Below are 18,743 nucleotides of genomic sequence, written 5' to 3' on the forward strand. Positions count from 1 at the left end.
GCCGCGCCCGCTACGACAGTTGGGCCGCCGCGAGCAGGTACGCGGTCATCGGGTCGTAGTAGCGCGGGCTGACGACATGGTCGTCCAGGGGCACCGTCACCTGCACGGTGCCCTCCGCCTCGGCGAGGAACAGCGCGGGGTCGTTGCAGTCGGCGTAGCCCACGGAGTCGACGCCGTGCTGTCCGGCGTAGCCCGCCCAGCCGTGGTCGGCGACGACCAGGTCGGGCAGCGGGCGGCCCTCGCGCTCCAGGCCGGTCAGGATCGCCTTCATCGGCTCGCCCGAGTGGGTGTGCCACAGGGAGGCGCCGTGTTCGAGGACGGCCACGTCCGCGAACTGCATGACGTACCCCTCGTCCGTCTGCAGCCCGTCCGGGATGACGACGATCTCGCAGCCGGCCCGGCGCAGGGCCGCCGCGGTGGCGCGGTGCACGTCGAGCAGGCCGCCGGGGTGGCCGGTGGCGAACAGCACCCGCTGGCGGTCCTCGGCCGCCTTGCGCAGCCGGCCCGCCAGCCGGTCCAGGGCGTCCACGGTCAGCTCGGGGTCGATGGTGTCCTGCCCGTAGCGGAACTCGGGGTCGTCGTTGACGCCGACCCGTTCCGCCATCACGGCGAGCACGTCCTGCTCGTCGGTCCAGCGGTCGCCGAGCTCAAGGCCGAGCCAGTAGTTGCGCACGCCGTTCGCGAGCTGGCGGTAGTGGGAGAGGTTGTTCTCGCGCGGCGTGGCGACGTCCCCCGCGATACGGGTTCGGACGAGATGGGCGACGAGCTCGTCGCGACTGGGAGTCCCGGGTATCGGCATGCTCCTCATTGTGAGGCAGCCGCCGCCGTCATGAGGCAGTGATCGCCGTCATGAGGCCGCGACCGCCCGTCCGGCCTCGTCAGTCTCACGAGGGGGCGTCTCACCCGCGCTTCAGCGCGAACCACAGTTCCATGCGCACGTCCGGGTCGTTCAGGTCGACGGCCAGGAGGGCGGCGCAGCGGGCCATCCGCTGGCGCACGGTGTTGCGGTGCACGGACAGCGCGGTCGCCGTCCGGTCCCAACTGCCGTGCAGGGAGAGCCACGTGCGCAGGGTCTCGGTGAGCGCCGGGGCGTCGGCGAGCGGCGCCAGGAGGGCGCGGGCGTGGGCCTCGGCGTCGTCGGCCGGGACCAGGTCGGTGAGCGCGGAGCGGGCGCCGTGCCGGACCAGCGGGGTGCGCGTCGCGTGGGCGCGGGCCAGGGCGCGGGCCGCCTGCACGTCGGCGAGCGCCCACTCGCCGGGCTCCACGGCGGCGCTCACCCCGAGCGTCCACCCCTCCTGCGCGGCCGGCTCCCGCCCGGCCGGCACGAGCACGCGTACGACCCCGTCCCCGGCCCCCTCCTCGACTCGTTCCCCGGAGTCGACCAGCGCCGACCCGAGCGCGGCCCCCAGCGCCGACGCGGCCATGGCGTCCGGTGCCCGGCCCTGCGGCCGCCCGTGCACCACCCGCCACCGCCCACCGCCCAGCAGCGGGGCCACCTCCTCGGGGGCGGCGCCCAGGAGGAGGCGCACGAGGGCCGAGGAGTGGGCCGCCCCCGTGGCGGTCCGGTGCCCGGCGGTCAGGAGCGACAGCAGCACGGCGGCGACGGAGACGACGGTGTGGTCGCCGGGTTCACGCCGCGAGGCGGCCACCCCGAGCACGAGACCGCGCCCCGCGCCCAGCACGTACGCGGTGAGAGGCTCGCCGCCCGGGGCGGTGTCGCTTGCGGTGGCGGAGGCCCGCGCGACGACGGCCCGCGCGAGCTCCGCCAGCGCCTCCCGCGTCCCGCTCCCCGGCTCCCGCCCCGCCGCCGCGAGCTGGACGCCCTCGGGCCGGTACAGCACCGCCCAGCCGCCCACGCGCCGGGCCAGCTGCCGCAGGACCGAGGGGACGGGATCCGGGCGGGACGCCGCGGCGGCGAGGCTCTGCTGCGCCTTCGCCACCCGGCGCAGTTCGGCGTGCCGGGCCTCGGCCATCAGCTGCCAGACCGCGCGGGCGACCCCGGAGAACGTCGTCTGCGGCGGCACCTCCAGCAGCGGCAGCCCGTGCGCGTCGCAGGCCGCGACCAGCGCGGGCGGCACCCTGTCGTGCACCGGCGCCAGCCCGAAACCGAGCGCGGCCCCGCCCGCGGCGACGACCCGGGCGACGTACGCGTCGACGTGCTCCTCCGGGCCCGCCGCCTCCGGGATGTGCACCCCCGCCGTCAGCAGCAGCTCACCGCCCAGCAGGTACGGGTACGGGTCCGCCATCTCCGAGGTGTGCGCCCAGTGGACGGCCAGGCCGGGCCCGGACGGCCCGGCGATCTGCCGCAGGCCCAGGTCCTCGCGGGCCAGCAGGGCGTCGAGCGGCACCGGCGGAGTGGGCGGGACCGCGGGATCGGGCACGGTGTGCAATCCGTTCATGTCGAGCGCCAGGAGTGGAGGAAACGTACACTTCCCGGCCTCGTCGCGGCCACCTAGGGTCGGCACGCGACCGAGGTCCGAACTCGTGTCCGACCCGGTCGTGGCCCCCCAGTACAGTCGTCATCAGCGGTACAGAGCAGTACATACGCGGCGACGCGTAGGAAAGAAGGCAGTTCATGAGCAGCAACGAGACGCCGCGCGGCCCGGTCGACTCCTCGCGGATCCCCCGGTACGCCGGTCCCGCGACCTTCGCCCGGCTGCCCCGCCTCGACGAGGTCGGCCGCGCGGACGTCGCCGTCGTCGGCGTGCCGTTCGACTCGGGCGTCTCCTACCGGCCGGGCGCCCGCTTCGGCGGCAACGCCATCCGCGAGGCCTCCCGGCTGCTCAGGCCGTACAACCCGGCGCAGGACGCCTCCCCGTTCGCCCTCGCGCAGGTCGCGGACGGCGGCGACATCGCGGTGAACCCCTTCGACATCCACGAGGCCGTCGAGACCGTCGAGGCGGCCGCCGACGACCTGCTCGGCACCGGCGCCCGCCTGATGACCCTCGGCGGCGACCACACCATCGCCCTGCCGCTCCTGCGCTCGGTCGCCAAGAAGCACGGCCCGGTCGCGCTGCTCCACTTCGACGCCCACCTCGACACCTGGGACACCTACTTCGGCGCCGAGTACACCCACGGCACGCCGTTCCGCCGGGCTGTCGAGGAGGGCATCCTCGACACCGAGGCGCTCTCCCACGTCGGCACCCGAGGCCCGCTCTACGGCAAGCAGGACCTCACCGACGACGAGAAGATGGGCTTCGGCATCGTCACCTCGGCGGACGTCTACCGGCGCGGCGCCGACGAGGTCGCCGACCAGCTGCGCCAGCGCATCGGCGACCGGCCGCTGTACATCTCCATCGACATCGACTGCCTGGACCCGGCCCACGCGCCCGGCACCGGCACGCCCGAGGCCGGCGGCATGACCTCCCGCGAGCTGCTGGAGATCCTGCGCGGCCTGGCGTCCTGCAACCTGGTCTCCGCGGACGTCGTCGAGGTGGCGCCCGCGTACGATCACGCGGAGATCACGTCGGTGGCCGCGTCCCACACGGCGTACGAACTGACCACGATCATGTCCCGCCAGATCGCCGCGGCGCGTGAGGAGAACGAGGGCAAGTGACCCACGACCACGACCTGGTGCTCCGCCCGACCGCCGCCCAGACGGAGGCCGCGCTGAACCCTCCTCCCGGCCGCACCGGCGGAGACCTGGTCGTGGAGACGCTGGCCGGGCTCGGCGCGACGACCGTGTTCGGCCTGCCGGGCCAGCACGCCCTCGGCGTGTTCGACGCGCTGCGCCGCTCCGACCTGCGGTACGTCGGCCTGAGGGTGGAGAACAACGCGGGCTTCGCCGCCGACGCGTACGGCCGTGTCACCGGCGAGGCGGCGCCGCTGCTGTTGTCGACGGGCCCGGGCGCCCTGACGTCGCTCGCCGCGCTCCAGGAGGCGGCGGCGGCCAGCGCGCCCGTGCTGGCGATCTGCAGCCAGGTGCCGACGGCGGGGCTGGGCGGCGGTCGCCGCGGCCATCTGCACGAACTCCCCGACCAGGCCGCGTCGTTCAGGGGGATCGTCAAGTCCGTCCACACCGTCCGCGCCCAGTCCCAGATCCCGTCCGCGATCGAGGCGGCCTGGAAGTCCGCGCTGACGGCCCCGCACGGCCCGGTGTGGGTGGAGATCCCGCAGGACGTCCTGTCGGCGGCCACGCCGCTCCCGGCGGTGACGGTCGGGGACGCCTTCCCCGGGGAACTGCCCCCGCGCCCCGAACTCACCGCCGTGGCAGCCGACCTGCTCTCCCGCGCCGAGCGCCCGGCGATCATCGCGGGCGGCGGGGTGGTCCGGGCGGACGCTTCGGGCAAGCTGCGCAAGCTCGCGGAACGGCTGGACGCGCCCGTGGTGACGACCTTCGGCGGCAAGGGCGCCTTCCCATGGACCCACCCCCTCTCCCTGAGGTCCTGGCTGGAGGACCGCCACACCACCGACTTCCTTCAGGACGCGGACGTCCTGCTGGTGGTCGGCTCGGGCCTGGGTGAACTGTCGTCCAACTACCACACGTTCGCGCCCCGGGGCCGGGTGATCCAGATCGAGGCGGACCTCGGCAAGCTGGAGGCGAACCACCCCGCGCTGGGCATCCACGCGGACGCCCGCCTCGCGCTCCAGGCGCTGCTGGAGACGGTGGACGAGCGCCGGGACCCTGCCGCCCCGGAGCGGGTCCGCGTCCTCCTCGCGAAGGTCGCCGACCGCATCGCCGCCCAGGAACTCACCCTGGAACAGGAGGTGCTGGCGTCGGTGCGCGGGGCACTCCCGGCCGACTCCCCGTCCTTCTGGGACATGACGATCCTCGCGTACTGGGCCTGGTCGGCGTTCGACGCCAAGGGGCCCAACCTCATGCACTCCGCCCAGGGCGCGGGCGGCCTCGGCTACGCCTTCCCGGCGGCGCTCGGCGCGGCGGCCGCCGACCCGACCCGCCCGGTGCTGGCGGTGTCGGGCGACGGCGGCGCGATGTACTCGGTCGCCGAGCTGGCGACCGCGAGGCAGCACGACCTGCCCGTGACCTGGCTGATCGTGGACGACGGCGGCTACGGCATCCTGCGCGAGTACATGACCGACGCGTTCGGCCGGGCCACGGGGACCGAGCTGACAGGCCCGGACTTCGTCGCCCTGGCGGAGTCCTTCGGCGTGCCGGCCACGCGCACGGCCCCGGAGACCCTGCGAGCCGACCTGGCGCGGGCCCTCGCGGCCCCGGGCCCGTCGGTGGTCGTGCTCCCGGCGGTCCTGCGCATGTTCGCGCCGACGCACCTGGGCTGACGGCGTTCCCCCTGCCGGACGGGCTCGGCTACCAGATGGCCTCGACCCATTCCGGGTGGTCGATGAACGGGTTGCGGTTCTTCTGGTAGGTGTCGTAGATGACCTGGTTGCGGCGCTCCTCGAAGGCGCTCGGCGGGTCCTGCTCGTTCCACTGCTTGAGGACGGACAGCTTGCCCATGTAGGGGTTGCTGCCGTTGTCGACCTTCTCGTTCGGCTCGAGGTCGGCGAAGCCGTCGCCGCCGTCGTAGCGCACGGCCATGTAGAGGATCATGCGGGCCACGTCGCCCTTGTCCGCGTCGCGCGGCTCGAAGGAGTCGGAGTCCGTGAGGCTGCCGCCTCCGCCGCTGACCGCGCTGCCGCCGTTGTCGAAGTCCTTGTTGCCGCGGATGCTGTTGACCTGGACGTCGGCGGCGCGCAGGTGGTGCAGGTCGGTGCCGGGGCCGGTCACCTCGCCGAAGTCGCCGTGGGACTTGGCCCAGGTGTGCTCGCGGTTCCAGTCGCCGAGGTCGCCGCCGTTGAGGGACTTGCTGCGTGAGACGCCGCTGTACAGCAGGATCACGTTGCTGCTGTTGTTCGGGTCCTGGTCGGTGACCTTCAGCGCGTTCCAGACCGCGGAGTACGAGATCTTCGTCTGCGGGGTGATGATCGTGTGCAGGGCCGACTTCAGGCTCGTCCCCGACTTGCCGATCGCGTTCTTGTAGTACGTCTGGTCGTACGCGGTGGTGGTGGCCGCGGCGGGGGTCGCGGTCAGGGCGGGGGCGGTGAGACCGACCAGGACGGCGGAGGTGGCGAGGGCCATCGTCTTCCACCGGCGTGAGCGGGTCGTCGTAGCCAGCATGTGGGGTGTCCGATCTACGCGGGTTGAGGGGAGGCGGCAATCGGGAGCGTGACATGCACATGCGGCCTTGTAAATGAATCCGACGTGTCGAGTGGATGACGGAAAGCGGCAAGTCAGGTTTTGTCTACGCGAGTTGATCGCGATGGGAGTACGAGGACGGCCCCCGGCTCGGTCGAGCGGGGGCCGTCGGCGCTGTGGTGACGGAGCGTCAGCTCACGTCGGAGGCGTCCAGGCGGTAGATCGTCGAGGAGTCGGAGTCGCCGCCCGAGCCGGAGTCGGAGGAGTTCCCGTTCCCGGACGTGTCGCCCGAAGCCGACTCCTGCGTCGCCGCGGCGGAGCTGTACTCGCTCTCGTTCACCGCCGTCCCGTTCTTCTGCACCCACGCGGTCACCTCGGAACTCGCGGTGGAGCCGCCGCCGCGGCCGCCCTCCCCCACGCTCGAATTCGCTCGCGTGGGGGCACCCCCATCGCCGCCGAGCTGGACGTAGTGCAACTCGCCCTTCTTCACCAGCTCCTTGAGCTTGGCCAGGGTCATCGCGTTGTCACTGCCGGACCAGCCCCACATCGAGATCACCGGCACGCCGCTGCTGAGGACGAGTTGCGCCGCGCTCTGCGAACTGGACACCGCCAGCAGCCACTTGGCGCCGTCCTGGTTCTTCTTCAGATACGCGATCAGCTCGCTGCTCGCGCCGCCCGTTCCGCCTGGGGTCATTCCGCCTCGCGACGTCCCGCCGCCTCCGGCCGTCCCGCCGCCCGTGCCCGCGCCGGAGGGAGGCGTGCCGCCGGCCGCTCCGCCGCCCGGCAGTTCGCCCCCGCCGGGGAAGCCGCCGGCCTGCCCGCCGGCCTGATCGTCATCCTGCCCTTCGGCCTGACCGTCACCCTGTCCGCCGGCCGGAGCGCCGTCCTGGCCGCCGCGCTGGGCGCCGTTCGGAGCCCCGCCCTGGCCGCCGCCGGGGAACCCTCCCCGGCCGCCACCGCCGCCGGGGCCGCCCCCGAAGCCCCCGCTGCCCGTGGTCGGGCCGGCCGTCGGGTTGACGCCGCCCATGCCGCCGCCCGTGCCCGCCGGCACCGACCAGGCGTACGCCGCCGGGCCCGCCACCGCCGCGACGACCGCCGCCGCCACCGAGGCGGCCAGCAGCCGTGCCCGGGCGCCGGAACGGAACACGAACAGGCCCGTGACCGCAAGCGCCATGACCACGCCCACGGACGGCCACAGCCAGGTGTTCCAGCCGGACGCCCGGCGCAGCAGCACGATCGCCCATGCGGCGGTGACGCCCAGCGCGAGCGGCAGCGCCCACGCCCAGCGCCGGTCGGCGCGGAACGCGCGCAGCAGCATCACGCCGCCGCCCCCGCACAGGACCGCGACGCCGGGGGCGAGCGCGGTCGTGTAGTACGGGTGCATGGTGCCCTCGGCCAGGGCGAACGTCAGGTAGTGCAGCAGCGTCCAGCCGCCCCACAGCAGCAGCGCGGCGCGGGTGAGGTCGGTGCGCGGTGCACGGCCGCACAGGACGAGGCCGGCGACGAGGGCGATGGCCGAGAAGGGGAGCAGCCAGGAGATCTGCCCGCCGAGGACGTCGTTGAACAGCCGGCCGATGCCGGCGGCCCCGGAGAAGCCGCCGCCTCCGCCCCCGCCGCCCCCGCCGTTGCCCTCGCCGCCGAAGATCCGGCCGAGACCGTTGTAGCCCATGATCAGGTTCCAGGCGCTGCCGTCGGTGGAGCCGCCGATGTAGGGCCGCTCACCGGCCGGGACCAGGGACACGGCCGCCGCCCACCAGAAGCTGGACACGGCCAGTGCCACCCCGGCGACCAGCAGGTTCACGATCCGCCTCACCGGCGTCGGCCTGGCCGCGTACAGGTAGACCGCGAAGACGGCGGGCAGCGCGATGTAGCCCTGGAGCATCTTGGTGTTGAAGGCCAGCCCGAAGCACACCGCTGAGCCGACGAGCGGCAGCAGCCTGCCGTCGCGCACGGCCCGCAGGGCAAGCGCCGCGCCGCCCGCCATCAGGAACACCAGGAGCGTGTCGGGGTTGTTGTCGCGGTTGATGGCGACGGTGATCGGGGTCAGCGCGAGCACCAGCGCGGCGAGGGCCGCCGCGCCGTGGCCCCACACCCGCTTCACCGAGGAGTGCACGACCCGGATCGTGGCGAGGGCCGCCAGGATCAGCGGCAGCATCATCTGCCAGGTGCCGAAACCGAACAGCCGGCAGGACAGGCCCATCACCATCAGGGCGAAGGGCGGCTTGTCGACGGTCATGAAGTTCCCGGCGTCCAACGAGCCGAAGAACCAGGCCTTCCAGTTCTGTGTGCCGCTCAGCACGGCGGCGCTGTAGAAGCTGTTGAGGGACGAGCCCGAGAGGTTCCAGGAGTACAGCGCCGCCGCCAGGGCGAGAATCGCGAGCAGTGCGGGGAGCGACCAGCGCGGCGCCCGCTCCGGTGGCGTGGGCGCGGCTGACGACGCCGGCGCAGGCGACGACGTGGCCGTCGCGGGCCGGTCGGGGGAGGCGGTCGGCTGGGGGAGGGGATCGGTGGCTGAGGTCACCCTTCGCATGCTGCAGGCCGGTCGTGGGTGGCCGCTGTGCCGGACCTGGCCGTCTCCTGTGAAGCCACTCGGGCCCCGGTGAGGGCCTCAAGACGTCCGCCCTTCGCGGGCCCTTCAGCGCTTCGAACACCAAGACCCCGCAGCCGTACAACTTTTCGTCGAACCCGTGTGTCAACCTCGCATGACTCACCGGACATTCAGACGCACGAGGAGACTGCTGGCCACCACGATCGGCGTGGGCGTCCTCGTCACAGGGGTGGCCGCCGCCTCGCCTGCCGCGGCCGCTCCTGCCGCCGTCAGCTGCACCTCGGCCAAGGCGGGACTCGCCGCCAAACTCAAGAAGGACATCACCGCCGCGCTCGCGGGCCGCGCCGGCACCGTCGCCGTGGGCCTCTACGACCGCAGCACCAACACCACCTGCACCCTGCGCGCCTCCACCGCCTTCGACTCCGCCAGCGTGGTCAAGGTCACGGTCCTGTCCGCCCTGCTGTGGGACGCGCAGAAGACCAAGCGGGGCCTGACCGCCCGTGAGCGGACCCTCGCCACGGCCATGATCACCAAGTCGGACAACGCCTCCACCACCGCCCTGTGGAACCAGCTCGGGCTGACCAAGATCAGGGGCTTCCTCGCCGCCGCGAAGATGACGCAGACCAAGCCGGGCGCGAACGGATACTGGGGCCTGACCCAGATCACCGTCACCGACGAGCAGAAGCTGCTCGGGCTGCTCACCGCCAGGAACGCGGTGCTCCTCGACTCCTCCCGCGCCTACGTCCTCCGGCTCATGGGCCAGGTCGTGGCGAGCCAGCGCTGGGGGACGCCGTACGGCAAGCCCGCGAACGTCACCCTCCAGGTGAAGAACGGCTGGCTGTCCCGGGCCACCAACGGCTGGCGCGTGCACAGCCTGGGCACCTTCAAGGGCGGCGGCCACGACTACCAGATCACCGTCCTCACCCAGGGCAACAGCACGATGAACTACGGCATCGCCACCATCCAGGGCGTCGCCAAGGTCATCCACCGGGATCTCGCGGCTTCCTGAGCCCCCGCCTCACCCCGTCGTGGGCCGGAGTGTGACGGAGGGATGAAATCCGCTTCCCTCGGCGTTGGTGCCTTCCGGTAGATCAGGACGACCGGAGGGCACCGCGTGGAACCGCAACGGGGATGGGCGAGGAGACTGGCGAGCTACGCGTGGCGCCATCCGGCGGACGTGGTCCTGGCGCTCGTCTCGTCGCTCGCCGGCATGGCCGTGATGGCCGTCGTGCCGCTGATCACCAAGGTGATCATCGACGACGTCATCGGCGGCCACACCCGCTCCATGGCCCCCTGGGCGGGCGCCCTGGTCGCCGCCGCGGTCCTCGTCTACGGCCTCACCTACGTCCGCCGTTACTACGGCGGCCGGCTCGCCCTCGACGTCCAGCACGACCTGCGCACGGACATGTTCGCGACGATCGCCCGGCTCGACGGGCGCCGGCAGGACGAGCTGTCCACCGGGCAGGTCGTCGGCCGCGCCACCAGCGACCTCCAGCTCATCCAGAGTCTGCTGTTCATGCTCCCGATGACCATCGGGAACGTCCTGCTCTTCCTGATCTCCCTCGCCGTCATGGCGTGGCTGTCCCCGCCGCTCACCCTCGTCGCGCTGGCCGTCGCCCCCGCCCTGTGGTGGATCGCCCGGCGCAGCCGCCGCAGGCTCCACCCCGCGACCTGGTACGCGCAGGCCCAGGCGGCGGCCGTGGCCGGCGTGGTCGACGGCGCGGTCAGCGGGGTGCGCGTGGTGAAGGGCTTCGGGCAGGAGGAGCAGGAGACCGGGAAGCTCAGGGAGGTCGGCCGCAGGCTTTTCGCGGGCCGGCTCCGCACGATCCGCCTGAACGCCCGCTACACCCCGGCCCTCCAGGCCGTCCCCGCCCTCGGCCAGGTCGCGATGCTCGCCCTCGGCGGCTGGCTCGCCGTGCGCGGGCACATCACCCTCGGCACGTTCGTCGCCTTCTCCACCTACCTCGCCCAGCTCGTCGGCCCGGTCCGCATGCTCGCCGTGGTCCTCACCGTCGGCCAGCAGGCCCGCGCCGGCACCGAACGGGTCCTGGAGCTGATCGACACCGAGCCGTCGATCCGGGAGGGCGCCAAGGAGCTGCCCGCCGACGCGCCCGCGACCGTCGAGTTCGACGACGTCTCCTTCGCCTACGAGGACGGCCGCCCCGTCCTGGACGGCCTCACCTTCGAGATCCGCCCCGGCGAGACCCTCGCCGTCGTCGGCTCCTCCGGCTCCGGCAAGTCGACCGTCTCCCTGCTGCTCCCGCGCTTCTACGACGTCACCCGCGGCGCCGTCCTCGTCGGCGGCCACGACGTGCGCGAGCTCACCCTCGACTCGCTGCGCGCCGCCATCGGCCTGGTCCCCGAGGACTCGTTCCTCTTCTCCGACACCGTCCGCGCCAACATCGCCTACGGCCGTCCCGACGCCACCGACGACGAGATCAGGGCCGCCGCCCACGCGGCGCGCGCCGACCGGTTCATCGACGAGCTGCCCGACGGCTACGCCACAAAGGTCGGCGAGCACGGCCTGACCCTCTCCGGCGGCCAGCGCCAGCGGATAGCCCTCGCCCGCGCCCTCCTCACCGACCCGCGCCTGCTCGTCCTCGACGACGCCACCTCCGCCGTGGACGCCCAGGTCGAGCACGAGATCCACGAGGCCCTCAAGCACGTCATGGCGGGCCGCACGACCCTGCTCATCGCCCACCGCCGCTCCACCCTGAACCTCGCCGACCGCATCGCGGTCCTCGACGACGGCCGGCTCGCCGACCTCGGCACCCACGAGGAACTGCAGAAACGCTCCGCGCTCTACCGCCGCCTCCTCACCGACCCCGACGAGCTCGGCGGCGTCTCCCCGGGCCACACCCACCCCGCACCGCCGCGCGAGGACACGTCGGTGCGCGAGGAGCTCGACGCCGAGTTCGACGCCGAGCTGGGCCTCACCCCCCGGCTGTGGACGGGCGAGCGCACCCCCCGGGACGCCGCGCTCGACGGCACCCCGGCCACGCCCGAGCTGCTCGCCCAGGTGGAGGCGCTCCCGCCGGCGACCGACGTCCCCGAAGTCGACGAGTCCCGCGCGGTCACCCCCGAGGACTCCTACGGCCTGCGCCGGCTGCTGCGCGGCTTCGGGCGGCCCCTGCTGGTCAGCCTCGGCCTGGTCGCCGTGGACGCCGGCATGGGCCTGCTGCTGCCGGTGACGATCCGGCACGGCATCGACGACGGGGTCGGCCGGGCGGCGCTGAGCGCGGTGTGGGCGGCCTCGCTGCTCGCCCTGTGCGCCGTCCTCGCCCAGTGGGCCGCGCAGAGCGGTGAGATCCGGATGACCGGCCGCACCGGCGAGCGGGTCCTGTACGCGCTGCGCCTGAAGATCTTCTCCCAGCTCCAGCGGCTCGGGCTCGACTACTACGAGCGGGAGTTGACCGGCCGGATCATGACGCGGATGACCACCGACGTGGACGCGCTGTCGACGTTCCTGCAGACGGGCCTGGTCACCGCGTTCGTCTCGCTCGTCACGTTCTTCGGCATCATGGTCGCCCTGCTGGTGCTGGACGTGGAGCTCGCGCTCGTCGTGTTCGCGACCCTGCCGCCGCTGGTCGTCGCCACGTACTTCTTCCGCCGGGCCAGCGTGAAGGCCTACGAACTCGCCCGCGAGCGGGTCGCGCTGGTCAACGCCGATCTCCAGGAGTCGGTGGCCGGGCTGCGGATCGTGCAGGCGTTCCGGCGTGAGCGGGACGGCGCCGCGCGGTTCGCGGAGCGCAGCGACGGCTACCGCCGGGCGCGTATCCGCGGCCAGTGGATGATCTCGGTGTACTTCCCGTTCGTGCAGTTCCTGTCGTCGGCCGCCGCGGCGGCCGTCCTGGTGGTCGGCGCGGGCCGGATCGACGACGCGACGCTCACCACGGGCGCCCTGGTCGCCTACCTCCTCTACATCGACCTGTTCTTCGCCCCCGTGCAGCAGCTCTCCCAGGTCTTCGACGGCTACCAGCAGGCCACCGTCTCGCTCGGCCGCATCCAGGAGCTGCTGCGCGAGCCGGCGTCCACGGAGTCCGCCGACGAGCCGCTCCAGGTGCTGTCGCTGCGCGGCGAGATCGCCTTCGAGGACGTGCACTTCCGCTACGGCCCCGCCGACGACCCCGAAGAGGCCCTGACCGGGATCGACTTGAGGATCCCCGCCGGACAGACCGTGGCCTTCGTCGGCGAGACCGGCGCGGGCAAGTCGACGCTGGTCAAGCTGGTGGCCCGGTTCTACGACCCGACCTCGGGCCGGGTGCTGGTCGACGGCACGGACCTGCGTTCCCTCGACCTCACCTCCTACCGCCACCGGCTCGGCGTCGTCCCGCAGGAGGCCTACCTCTTCCCCGGCACGGTCCGCGACGCCATCGCCTACGGCCGGCCGGACGCCGGCGACGCCGAGGTGGAGGCGGCGGCGCGGGCCGTCGGCGCGCACGAGATGATCGCCACGCTGGACGGCGGCTATCTGCACGAGGTCGCCGAGCGGGGCCGCAACCTGTCCGCCGGGCAACGGCAGTTGATCGCGCTGGCCCGCGCCGAACTCGTCGACCCCGACGTGCTGCTGCTGGACGAGGCGACGGCCGCCCTGGACCTCGCGACGGAGGCCCAGGTCAACCAGGCCACCGACCGGCTCGCCGGCCGCCGTACCACGCTCGTGGTCGCCCACCGGCTGACCACGGCGGCGCGCGCGGACCGGGTGGTCGTGATGGACCACGGCAGGGTCGTCGAGGACGGCGCCCACGAGGAACTGCTCGCGCGCGGCGGACGGTACGCGGCGCTGTGGCGGACCTTCGTCGGGGAGCCGGTCGCCACATCGAGCTGACGGCGGCCGCGCCCGTCCCGCCGCGTCCCGCCCCACCTGCCCCGCCGCGTCCCGGGCCGCGGCGGGGCAACCGTTCACCCCGTCCGGTGCGTCCGTACATCAGTACGGCGGCACACCAGTGCTGCCGTATGTCTGTACGAGATGGCGGCGGAGCGGGAGGCGCGGACCGTGGACCTTGGTGAGACACATGGGCGGCCGACAGCCGCACTGACCGCACTGGCCGTGCTCGTCGCCTCGGTCCTCATCGGGCTGCTCACGCCGGGCAGCGCCGCGGCCGCCGCGGCCGCCCCCTGCGCCGGCCGGAAAGTGCGGACCGTGACGTTCTCCACCGGCTCGGTGCACGTCTACAACAACCGCGGCATGGTCTGCGCCTACACCGTGCAGAAACGTCCCGGCGCGAACAAGCGGATGTCGGTCAGTCTCCAGGCGCGGGGCCACCGGCCCCGGCAGCTGGCCGGCGACCGGACCGCCCGGATCGGCCCGGTCGACGTCTACGCAGGCCACCGCTGGGTGCTGGTCAGGGGCTCCGTCGGCGCCGGCTCGGGCAGTTCGGGCTGGTTCCGCTCCTGACAGATACGGGCGTTGCGGACACCGCCGCCCAACCCCCTCTGGTGTGAAGGGTGTTGCTCCGATAGCTTCCGGCACATCCGACTCACAGGGAAGGGTGCACGCGCATGCGCAAGGCGCTCAGATGGCTGCTGGCGTTCACCGTGCTCATAGGCATGGTGAGCACGGCCCACGCGGCCACCGCCGCACAGCCCCAAGCCGCAGACATAAAGGACCGGCTGCTCTCCATACCGGGCGTCAGCCTGATTCAGGAGAAGCCGTACCCCGGCTACCGCTACTTCGTACTGAACTTCACCCAGCCGGTGGACCACCGGGACCCCGCAAAGGGCACGTTCCAGCAGCGGATCACCGTGCTGCACAAGGACGTCAGCCGGCCCACGGTCTTCTACACCGGCGGCTACAGCGTCTCCACCAACCCCGGCCGCCGCGAGCCCACACAGATCGTGGACGGCAACCAGGTCTCCATGGAGTACCGCTTCTTCACCCCGTCCCGCCCCGAGCCCGCCGACTGGTCCAAGCTGGACATCTGGCAGGCCGCGAGCGACCAGCACCGCATCTTCACGGCCCTCAAGGCGATCTACCCGAAGAACTGGATCTCCACCGGCGGCTCCAAGGGTGGCATGACGGCCACCTACTACGAGCGTTTCTACCCGCGTGACATGGACGGCGTGGTCGCCTACGTCGCCCCCAACGACGTGGTGAACGACGAGGATTCGGCCTACGACCGCTTCTTCGCCAAGGTCGGCACCAAGGAGTGCCGCGACCGTCTGAACGCCGTCCAGCGCGAGGCGCTGGTGCGCCGCGAGCCGCTGGAGAAGCGGTACACCGAGTACGCCGCGACCGAGGGCCTGACCTTCGACACCATCGGCGGCCTGGACCGCGCCTACGAGGCCGTCGTCCTCGACTACGTGTGGGGCTTCTGGCAGTACAGCCTGCTGTCGGACTGCGACTCCATCCCCGCCGACGCCAAGTCCGCGACGGACGAAGAGATCTGGACCTCCATCGACACGATCTCCGGGTTCTCCGCCTACGCCGACCAGGGCCTCGCGGCGTACACGCCGTACTACTACCAGGCGGGCACCCAGCTCGGCGCGCCCACCATCCGCTTCCCGCACATCGAGCGCCGGTACATCCGCTACGGCTACCAGCCTCCGCGCAACTTCGTCCCCCGGGACATCCCGATGCGCTTCCAGCAGTTCGCCATGGGGGACGTCGACGCCTGGGTCCGCCACCACGCCCGCCACATGCTCTTCGTCTACGGCCAGAACGACCCGTGGGGCGCGGAGCCGTTCCGCCTCGGGGCCGGCTCGAAGGACTCCTACGTCTTCACCGCGCCCGGCATGAACCACGGCGCGAACGTCGCCGGACTGGTCGCCGACGAGAAGGCCCTCGCAACCGCCCGCATCCTCGAGTGGGCGGGCGTCGCCCCGGCCGCCGTCAAGGCCGACGCCGCGCAGGCCAAGCCGCTGGCCAGGTTCGACGCCAAGCTGGACGTGCGCGACGTGGAGCGGGAGCCCGCCCTGCGTCCGTGACACCGCCTCGGGCGCCGCGCCACACAGGGCGCGGCGCCCCGAGGTCAGTAGGTCAGGCCGTGGCCGACCGGGTACAGCGTGCGCGTCGGATCGTCGGCGCGCCGCACCGGCACCGGCAGCCGCCCGTGCGGCGGCACGACTCCGGCGATCACCCTGGCCGCGGCGCGCAGTTCGACGTCGGTCCAGGAGTAGGCCGCCAAGTAGGCTCGCACCCGAGGGAGTTGAGCCACGTCGTACGGGTTGCGGACGGCGACCGCGACCGTCGGCCGCCCGGTCGCCAGCAGCCGCTCCACCAGAGTCCGCTGTGCGCTGTCCGCGGTGACCTCGTACGTCGCCGCCACCACCGCGTCGGCCTCGCCCGCCCGCGCCACCGCCCGCTCGATGACGGCGGCGGACGGGGCCGTCCCCGTGGACAGGGCGGTCGCCGTGAAGCCCAACTCACCGAAGGCGGCGGCGAGCACGGAGGTCGGCGGGCCCGTGGTGCCCGTCGGGGAGGCCGGATCGGCGCCCACCACCAGCAGCCGGCGGTGCCTGCGGGGCGACAGCGGCAGAAGTGGGCCCTCGTTCACCAGCAGCGTCGTCGTCCGCTCGGCGATCCGGTCCGCCGCCGCGAGATGCGCCCTCGCGCCCACCGTCCGCCGCACACCGGACCGGCTGACGTACGGGTCCGCGAACAGGCCCAGCCTCGACTTCAGCCGCAGGATCCGCAGGACCGACTCGTCGAGCCGCGCCCGCGTCAGCTCCCCCTCCCGCACGGCCCTCACCACGGCGTCGAAGGCGACGTCCAGCCTCGGCGGGTTGAGGAGCTGGTCGACGCCCGCCTTGAGCGCCAGCACGGGGACCCGGTCGTCGCCGTACTTGGTGCGCACGCCCGCCATGTCCAGGGCGTCGGTCACCACGACCCCGTCGTAGCCGAGGCGTTCACGCAGCAGACCGGTGACGACGGGCCGCGAGAGGGTGGCCGGGTCGCCGCCGGCCGCGTCCAGCGCCGGCATCAGCAGATGCGCGGTCATGACCGAGTCGACGCCGGCCGCGATCGCCGCCCGGAACGGCACGGCGTCCAGCTCCTCCCACACCTGCCGGCTGTGCGTGACGACGGGGAAGCCGAAGTGACTGTCGACGGCGGTGTCGCCGTGCCCCGGGAAGTGCTTCGCGGTCGCCGCGACCCCGGCCGACCGGTAGCCCCTGATCTCCGCGTCGACGAAGCCGGCCACCGCCTCCGGGACGGCCCCGAACGAGCGCACCCCGATCACCGGGTTGGCCGGGTCGACGTTCACGTCGGCCACGGGGGAGTAGTTCTGCCGGATGCCCATCGCGCGCAGCTCCCGGCCCGCGATCCGCCCGAGCGTACGGGCGTCTGCGCGGGAACCGCCGGCACCGACCGCCATCGCGCCCGGGAACAGCGTGGCCGGCGCGCCGACACGGGCGACGATCCCGTGCTCCTGGTCGGTGGAGATCAGCACCGGCAGCCCGCGCGGCCGCCGCAGCGAGGCCCGCTGGATCCCGTTGGACAGGTCGGCGGTCTGGAGCGGGTCGCGGGTGTTGTGGGCCCAGGTGAAGTAGATGATCCCGCCGAGGTGGTAACGGTCGATCAGCTCGGCGGCGCTGCGCACGCCCAGTTCCCTCAGGTTGGCCTCGGCGTCGGCCGGGTCCGGGTCGGTCGCCGAGTGGCCGTACACCCGGGTGACGAAGAGCTGGCCGGCCTTCTCCTCGACGGACATACGAGCGATCAGCGCGCGCAGGCGGCGGTCGTCGGCGCGGGCGGTGCCGCTGAGGGAGAGGGCCGCGGTGAGACCGGCGGCGGCGGCGAGAACGGTACGTCGGGAGGGCATGTGCGCTCCTTGCGGGGACCGGCGGGGGATCCGGCCGGGGGCCGGGCAGGGCTTCCGGTGGCGCACGGTACCCGTGGCGGGGCCGCCATCGGCGCATTGGAGGGGGCGCGCCGACGGCGGGCCGCTGCGGACTCCGAACGGAACGGCCCGGTCCCGCCCAGCCCGGCCCGGGCCTCCGGCCGGGTGCTGTCACCAGGCCCGGGCGGGCTCGGTACGGCACGGGTCGGTGTGGGCGGCCCGCGTCTCCGGCCAGGTGTTGTCACCTGACTCGGTCGGGCTCGGTCCGGCTCGGCTCAGTCCTGCACGGCTGGATCCGGCCTGGCCCGACCGGCCCGGACCAGTCGGCACGGCGGCCGTGGCCTTGCGACGGGGCTCGTGCGCGCCCGGCGGGTGGGTCAGTGGGCGGCCGCCACCCTCGGCCAGTGTTCCCGCAGGGTCCGTACCGTCTCCGCGATCGCCGGCCGGCGCGCCGCGCCCGTGCGCCACAGCGCGTACAGCCGCCGCACCGGCATCGGGTCGAGCGGCACCTCCACCACCCCCGACGGCAGCGGCCCGCGCCCCAGCCGCGGGATGAGGGCGACACCGAGGCCGGCGGCGACCAGGGCGACCAGGGTCGGGTTCTCCTCGGCCTGGTGGACGAGATCCGGCTCGTGCCCGGCCGCGCGCAGCGTGCGCAGCAGCCAGTCGTGGCAGACCCGGCCCGGCGGCTGGCAGATCCACCGCTCGCCGCCCAGCTCCTCCCTGCGGACGGCGCTCCGCCCGGCGAATGGATGCCCCGCGGGAACCAGCAGGTCGCACAGGTCGTCCCCGATCACCGCCTGCTCCACCCCCGCCGGGGCGGGCAGCGGCGCGATGTCCCAGTCGTGGGCGACGACGAGGTCGACGGCGCCCTTCGCGACCAGGTCCACGGACAGGTCCGGGTCGACCTCGGTGAGACGGGCGTCCAGCGCCGGATGCCGGTCCGCGAGGTCGGCCAGCACGGCGGGCATCAGACCGCGCGCCGCCGACGCGAACGCGGCCACGCTCAGCCGCCCCGCCGGAACACCCCTGCGCTCCTCGAGACCGGTCTCCGCCCGCTCGATGATCGTCAGCAACTCCTGCGCCGTCGAGGCTAGTTGAAGCGCCTCGTCGGTCAGGCGGACGCCGCGCCCCTCCCGTTCCAGCAGAGTGGTCCGGGTCTCCCGCTCCAGCTTGGCGATCTGCTGGGACACGGCCGACGGCGTGTAGCCGAGCGCGGCGGCCGCGCCGCCGACGGTGCCGTGCACGGCGACGGCGTGCAGGGCGCGCAGGCGCTGGAGGTCGAGCACGACGGGCTCCTCACGTAAGCGTTGCTTCATCCCAT

12 protein-coding genes are annotated in these 18,743 nt (G+C 73.4%); 6 read left to right on the forward strand and 6 right to left on the reverse strand.

Features of this window, described 5'->3' with window-relative positions; all coding sequences use genetic code 11:
* Positions 1-10 precede the first annotated feature (10 nt).
* A complete protein-coding gene (locus EV567_RS01030; RefSeq protein WP_130436652.1) occupies positions 11-799 on the reverse strand; it encodes a phosphatase in 789 nt (262 codons plus the stop codon).
* A 100-nt stretch (positions 800-899) separates the two neighbouring features.
* Complete coding sequence (locus tag EV567_RS01035; protein WP_130436653.1) at positions 900-2,399, reverse strand: PucR family transcriptional regulator; 1,500 nt, start codon at positions 2,397-2,399, stop codon at positions 900-902.
* A 176-nt stretch (positions 2,400-2,575) separates the two neighbouring features.
* Between EV567_RS01035 and speB the strand changes: the two genes are divergently transcribed.
* Both speB and EV567_RS01045 read left to right on the forward strand, forming a co-directional pair.
* The gene (gene speB / locus EV567_RS01040) at positions 2,576-3,556 is read left to right on the forward strand and encodes an agmatinase (protein ID WP_130436654.1); all 981 of its coding nucleotides are present in this window, start codon (positions 2,576-2,578) and stop codon (positions 3,554-3,556) included.
* Positions 3,553-5,238, forward strand: a complete 1,686-nt coding sequence (locus EV567_RS01045; RefSeq protein ID WP_130436655.1) for a thiamine pyrophosphate-binding protein — start codon at positions 3,553-3,555, stop codon at positions 5,236-5,238. Before speB ends, EV567_RS01045 begins: the two co-directional genes overlap by 4 nt.
* A 28-nt stretch (positions 5,239-5,266) precedes the next feature.
* Here the strand turns inward: EV567_RS01045 and EV567_RS01050 are convergent, their stop codons facing one another.
* Both EV567_RS01050 and EV567_RS01055 read right to left on the reverse strand, forming a co-directional pair.
* Positions 5,267-6,076, reverse strand: coding sequence for an endonuclease I family protein (locus EV567_RS01050; RefSeq protein WP_130436656.1), 810 nt, complete (start codon positions 6,074-6,076; stop codon positions 5,267-5,269).
* A 208-nt stretch (positions 6,077-6,284) separates the two neighbouring features.
* Complete coding sequence (locus tag EV567_RS01055) at positions 6,285-8,615, reverse strand: glycosyltransferase family 39 protein (RefSeq protein WP_130436657.1); 2,331 nt, start codon at positions 8,613-8,615, stop codon at positions 6,285-6,287.
* A 181-nt stretch (positions 8,616-8,796) separates the two neighbouring features.
* On the opposite strand from EV567_RS01055, the gene EV567_RS01060 reads away from it, so the two are divergent.
* The 4 genes from EV567_RS01060 to EV567_RS01075 all read left to right on the forward strand — a co-directional run bounded on the left by EV567_RS01060 (position 8,797) and on the right by EV567_RS01075 (position 15,569).
* The gene (locus EV567_RS01060; protein ID WP_130436658.1) at positions 8,797-9,651 is read left to right on the forward strand and encodes a serine hydrolase; all 855 of its coding nucleotides are present in this window, start codon (positions 8,797-8,799) and stop codon (positions 9,649-9,651) included.
* Between the two features lie 105 nt (positions 9,652-9,756).
* Positions 9,757-13,470, forward strand: a complete 3,714-nt coding sequence (locus EV567_RS01065) for an ABC transporter ATP-binding protein (protein ID WP_130436659.1) — start codon at positions 9,757-9,759, stop codon at positions 13,468-13,470.
* Between the two features lie 168 nt (positions 13,471-13,638).
* Positions 13,639-14,040, forward strand: coding sequence for a hypothetical protein (locus tag EV567_RS01070; RefSeq protein ID WP_242620636.1), 402 nt, complete (start codon positions 13,639-13,641; stop codon positions 14,038-14,040).
* A gap of 104 nt (positions 14,041-14,144) precedes the next feature.
* Positions 14,145-15,569 carry a S28 family serine protease gene (locus EV567_RS01075; RefSeq protein ID WP_130436660.1) on the forward strand — a complete coding sequence of 475 codons (1,425 nt, stop codon included), beginning with the start codon at positions 14,145-14,147 and terminating at the stop codon, positions 15,567-15,569.
* A gap of 44 nt (positions 15,570-15,613) precedes the next feature.
* Here EV567_RS01075 and EV567_RS01080 read toward each other — a convergent pair whose 3' ends face one another.
* Both EV567_RS01080 and EV567_RS01085 read right to left on the reverse strand, forming a co-directional pair.
* Positions 15,614-17,401 carry a glycoside hydrolase family 3 protein gene (locus EV567_RS01080; protein ID WP_130436661.1) on the reverse strand — a complete coding sequence of 596 codons (1,788 nt, stop codon included), beginning with the start codon at positions 17,399-17,401 and terminating at the stop codon, positions 15,614-15,616.
* 395 nt (positions 17,402-17,796) lie between these two features.
* Positions 17,797-18,708 (reverse strand): LysR family transcriptional regulator, encoded by a 912-nt coding sequence (locus tag EV567_RS01085; protein WP_130437520.1) that lies wholly within the window; start codon positions 18,706-18,708, stop codon positions 17,797-17,799.
* Between the last annotated feature and the right edge of the window lie 35 nt (positions 18,709-18,743).

The sequence above is a fragment of the Streptomyces sp. BK239 genome (assembly GCF_004217285.1).
In the GTDB taxonomy this organism is placed as follows: Bacteria; Actinomycetota; Actinomycetes; order Streptomycetales; family Streptomycetaceae; genus Streptomyces.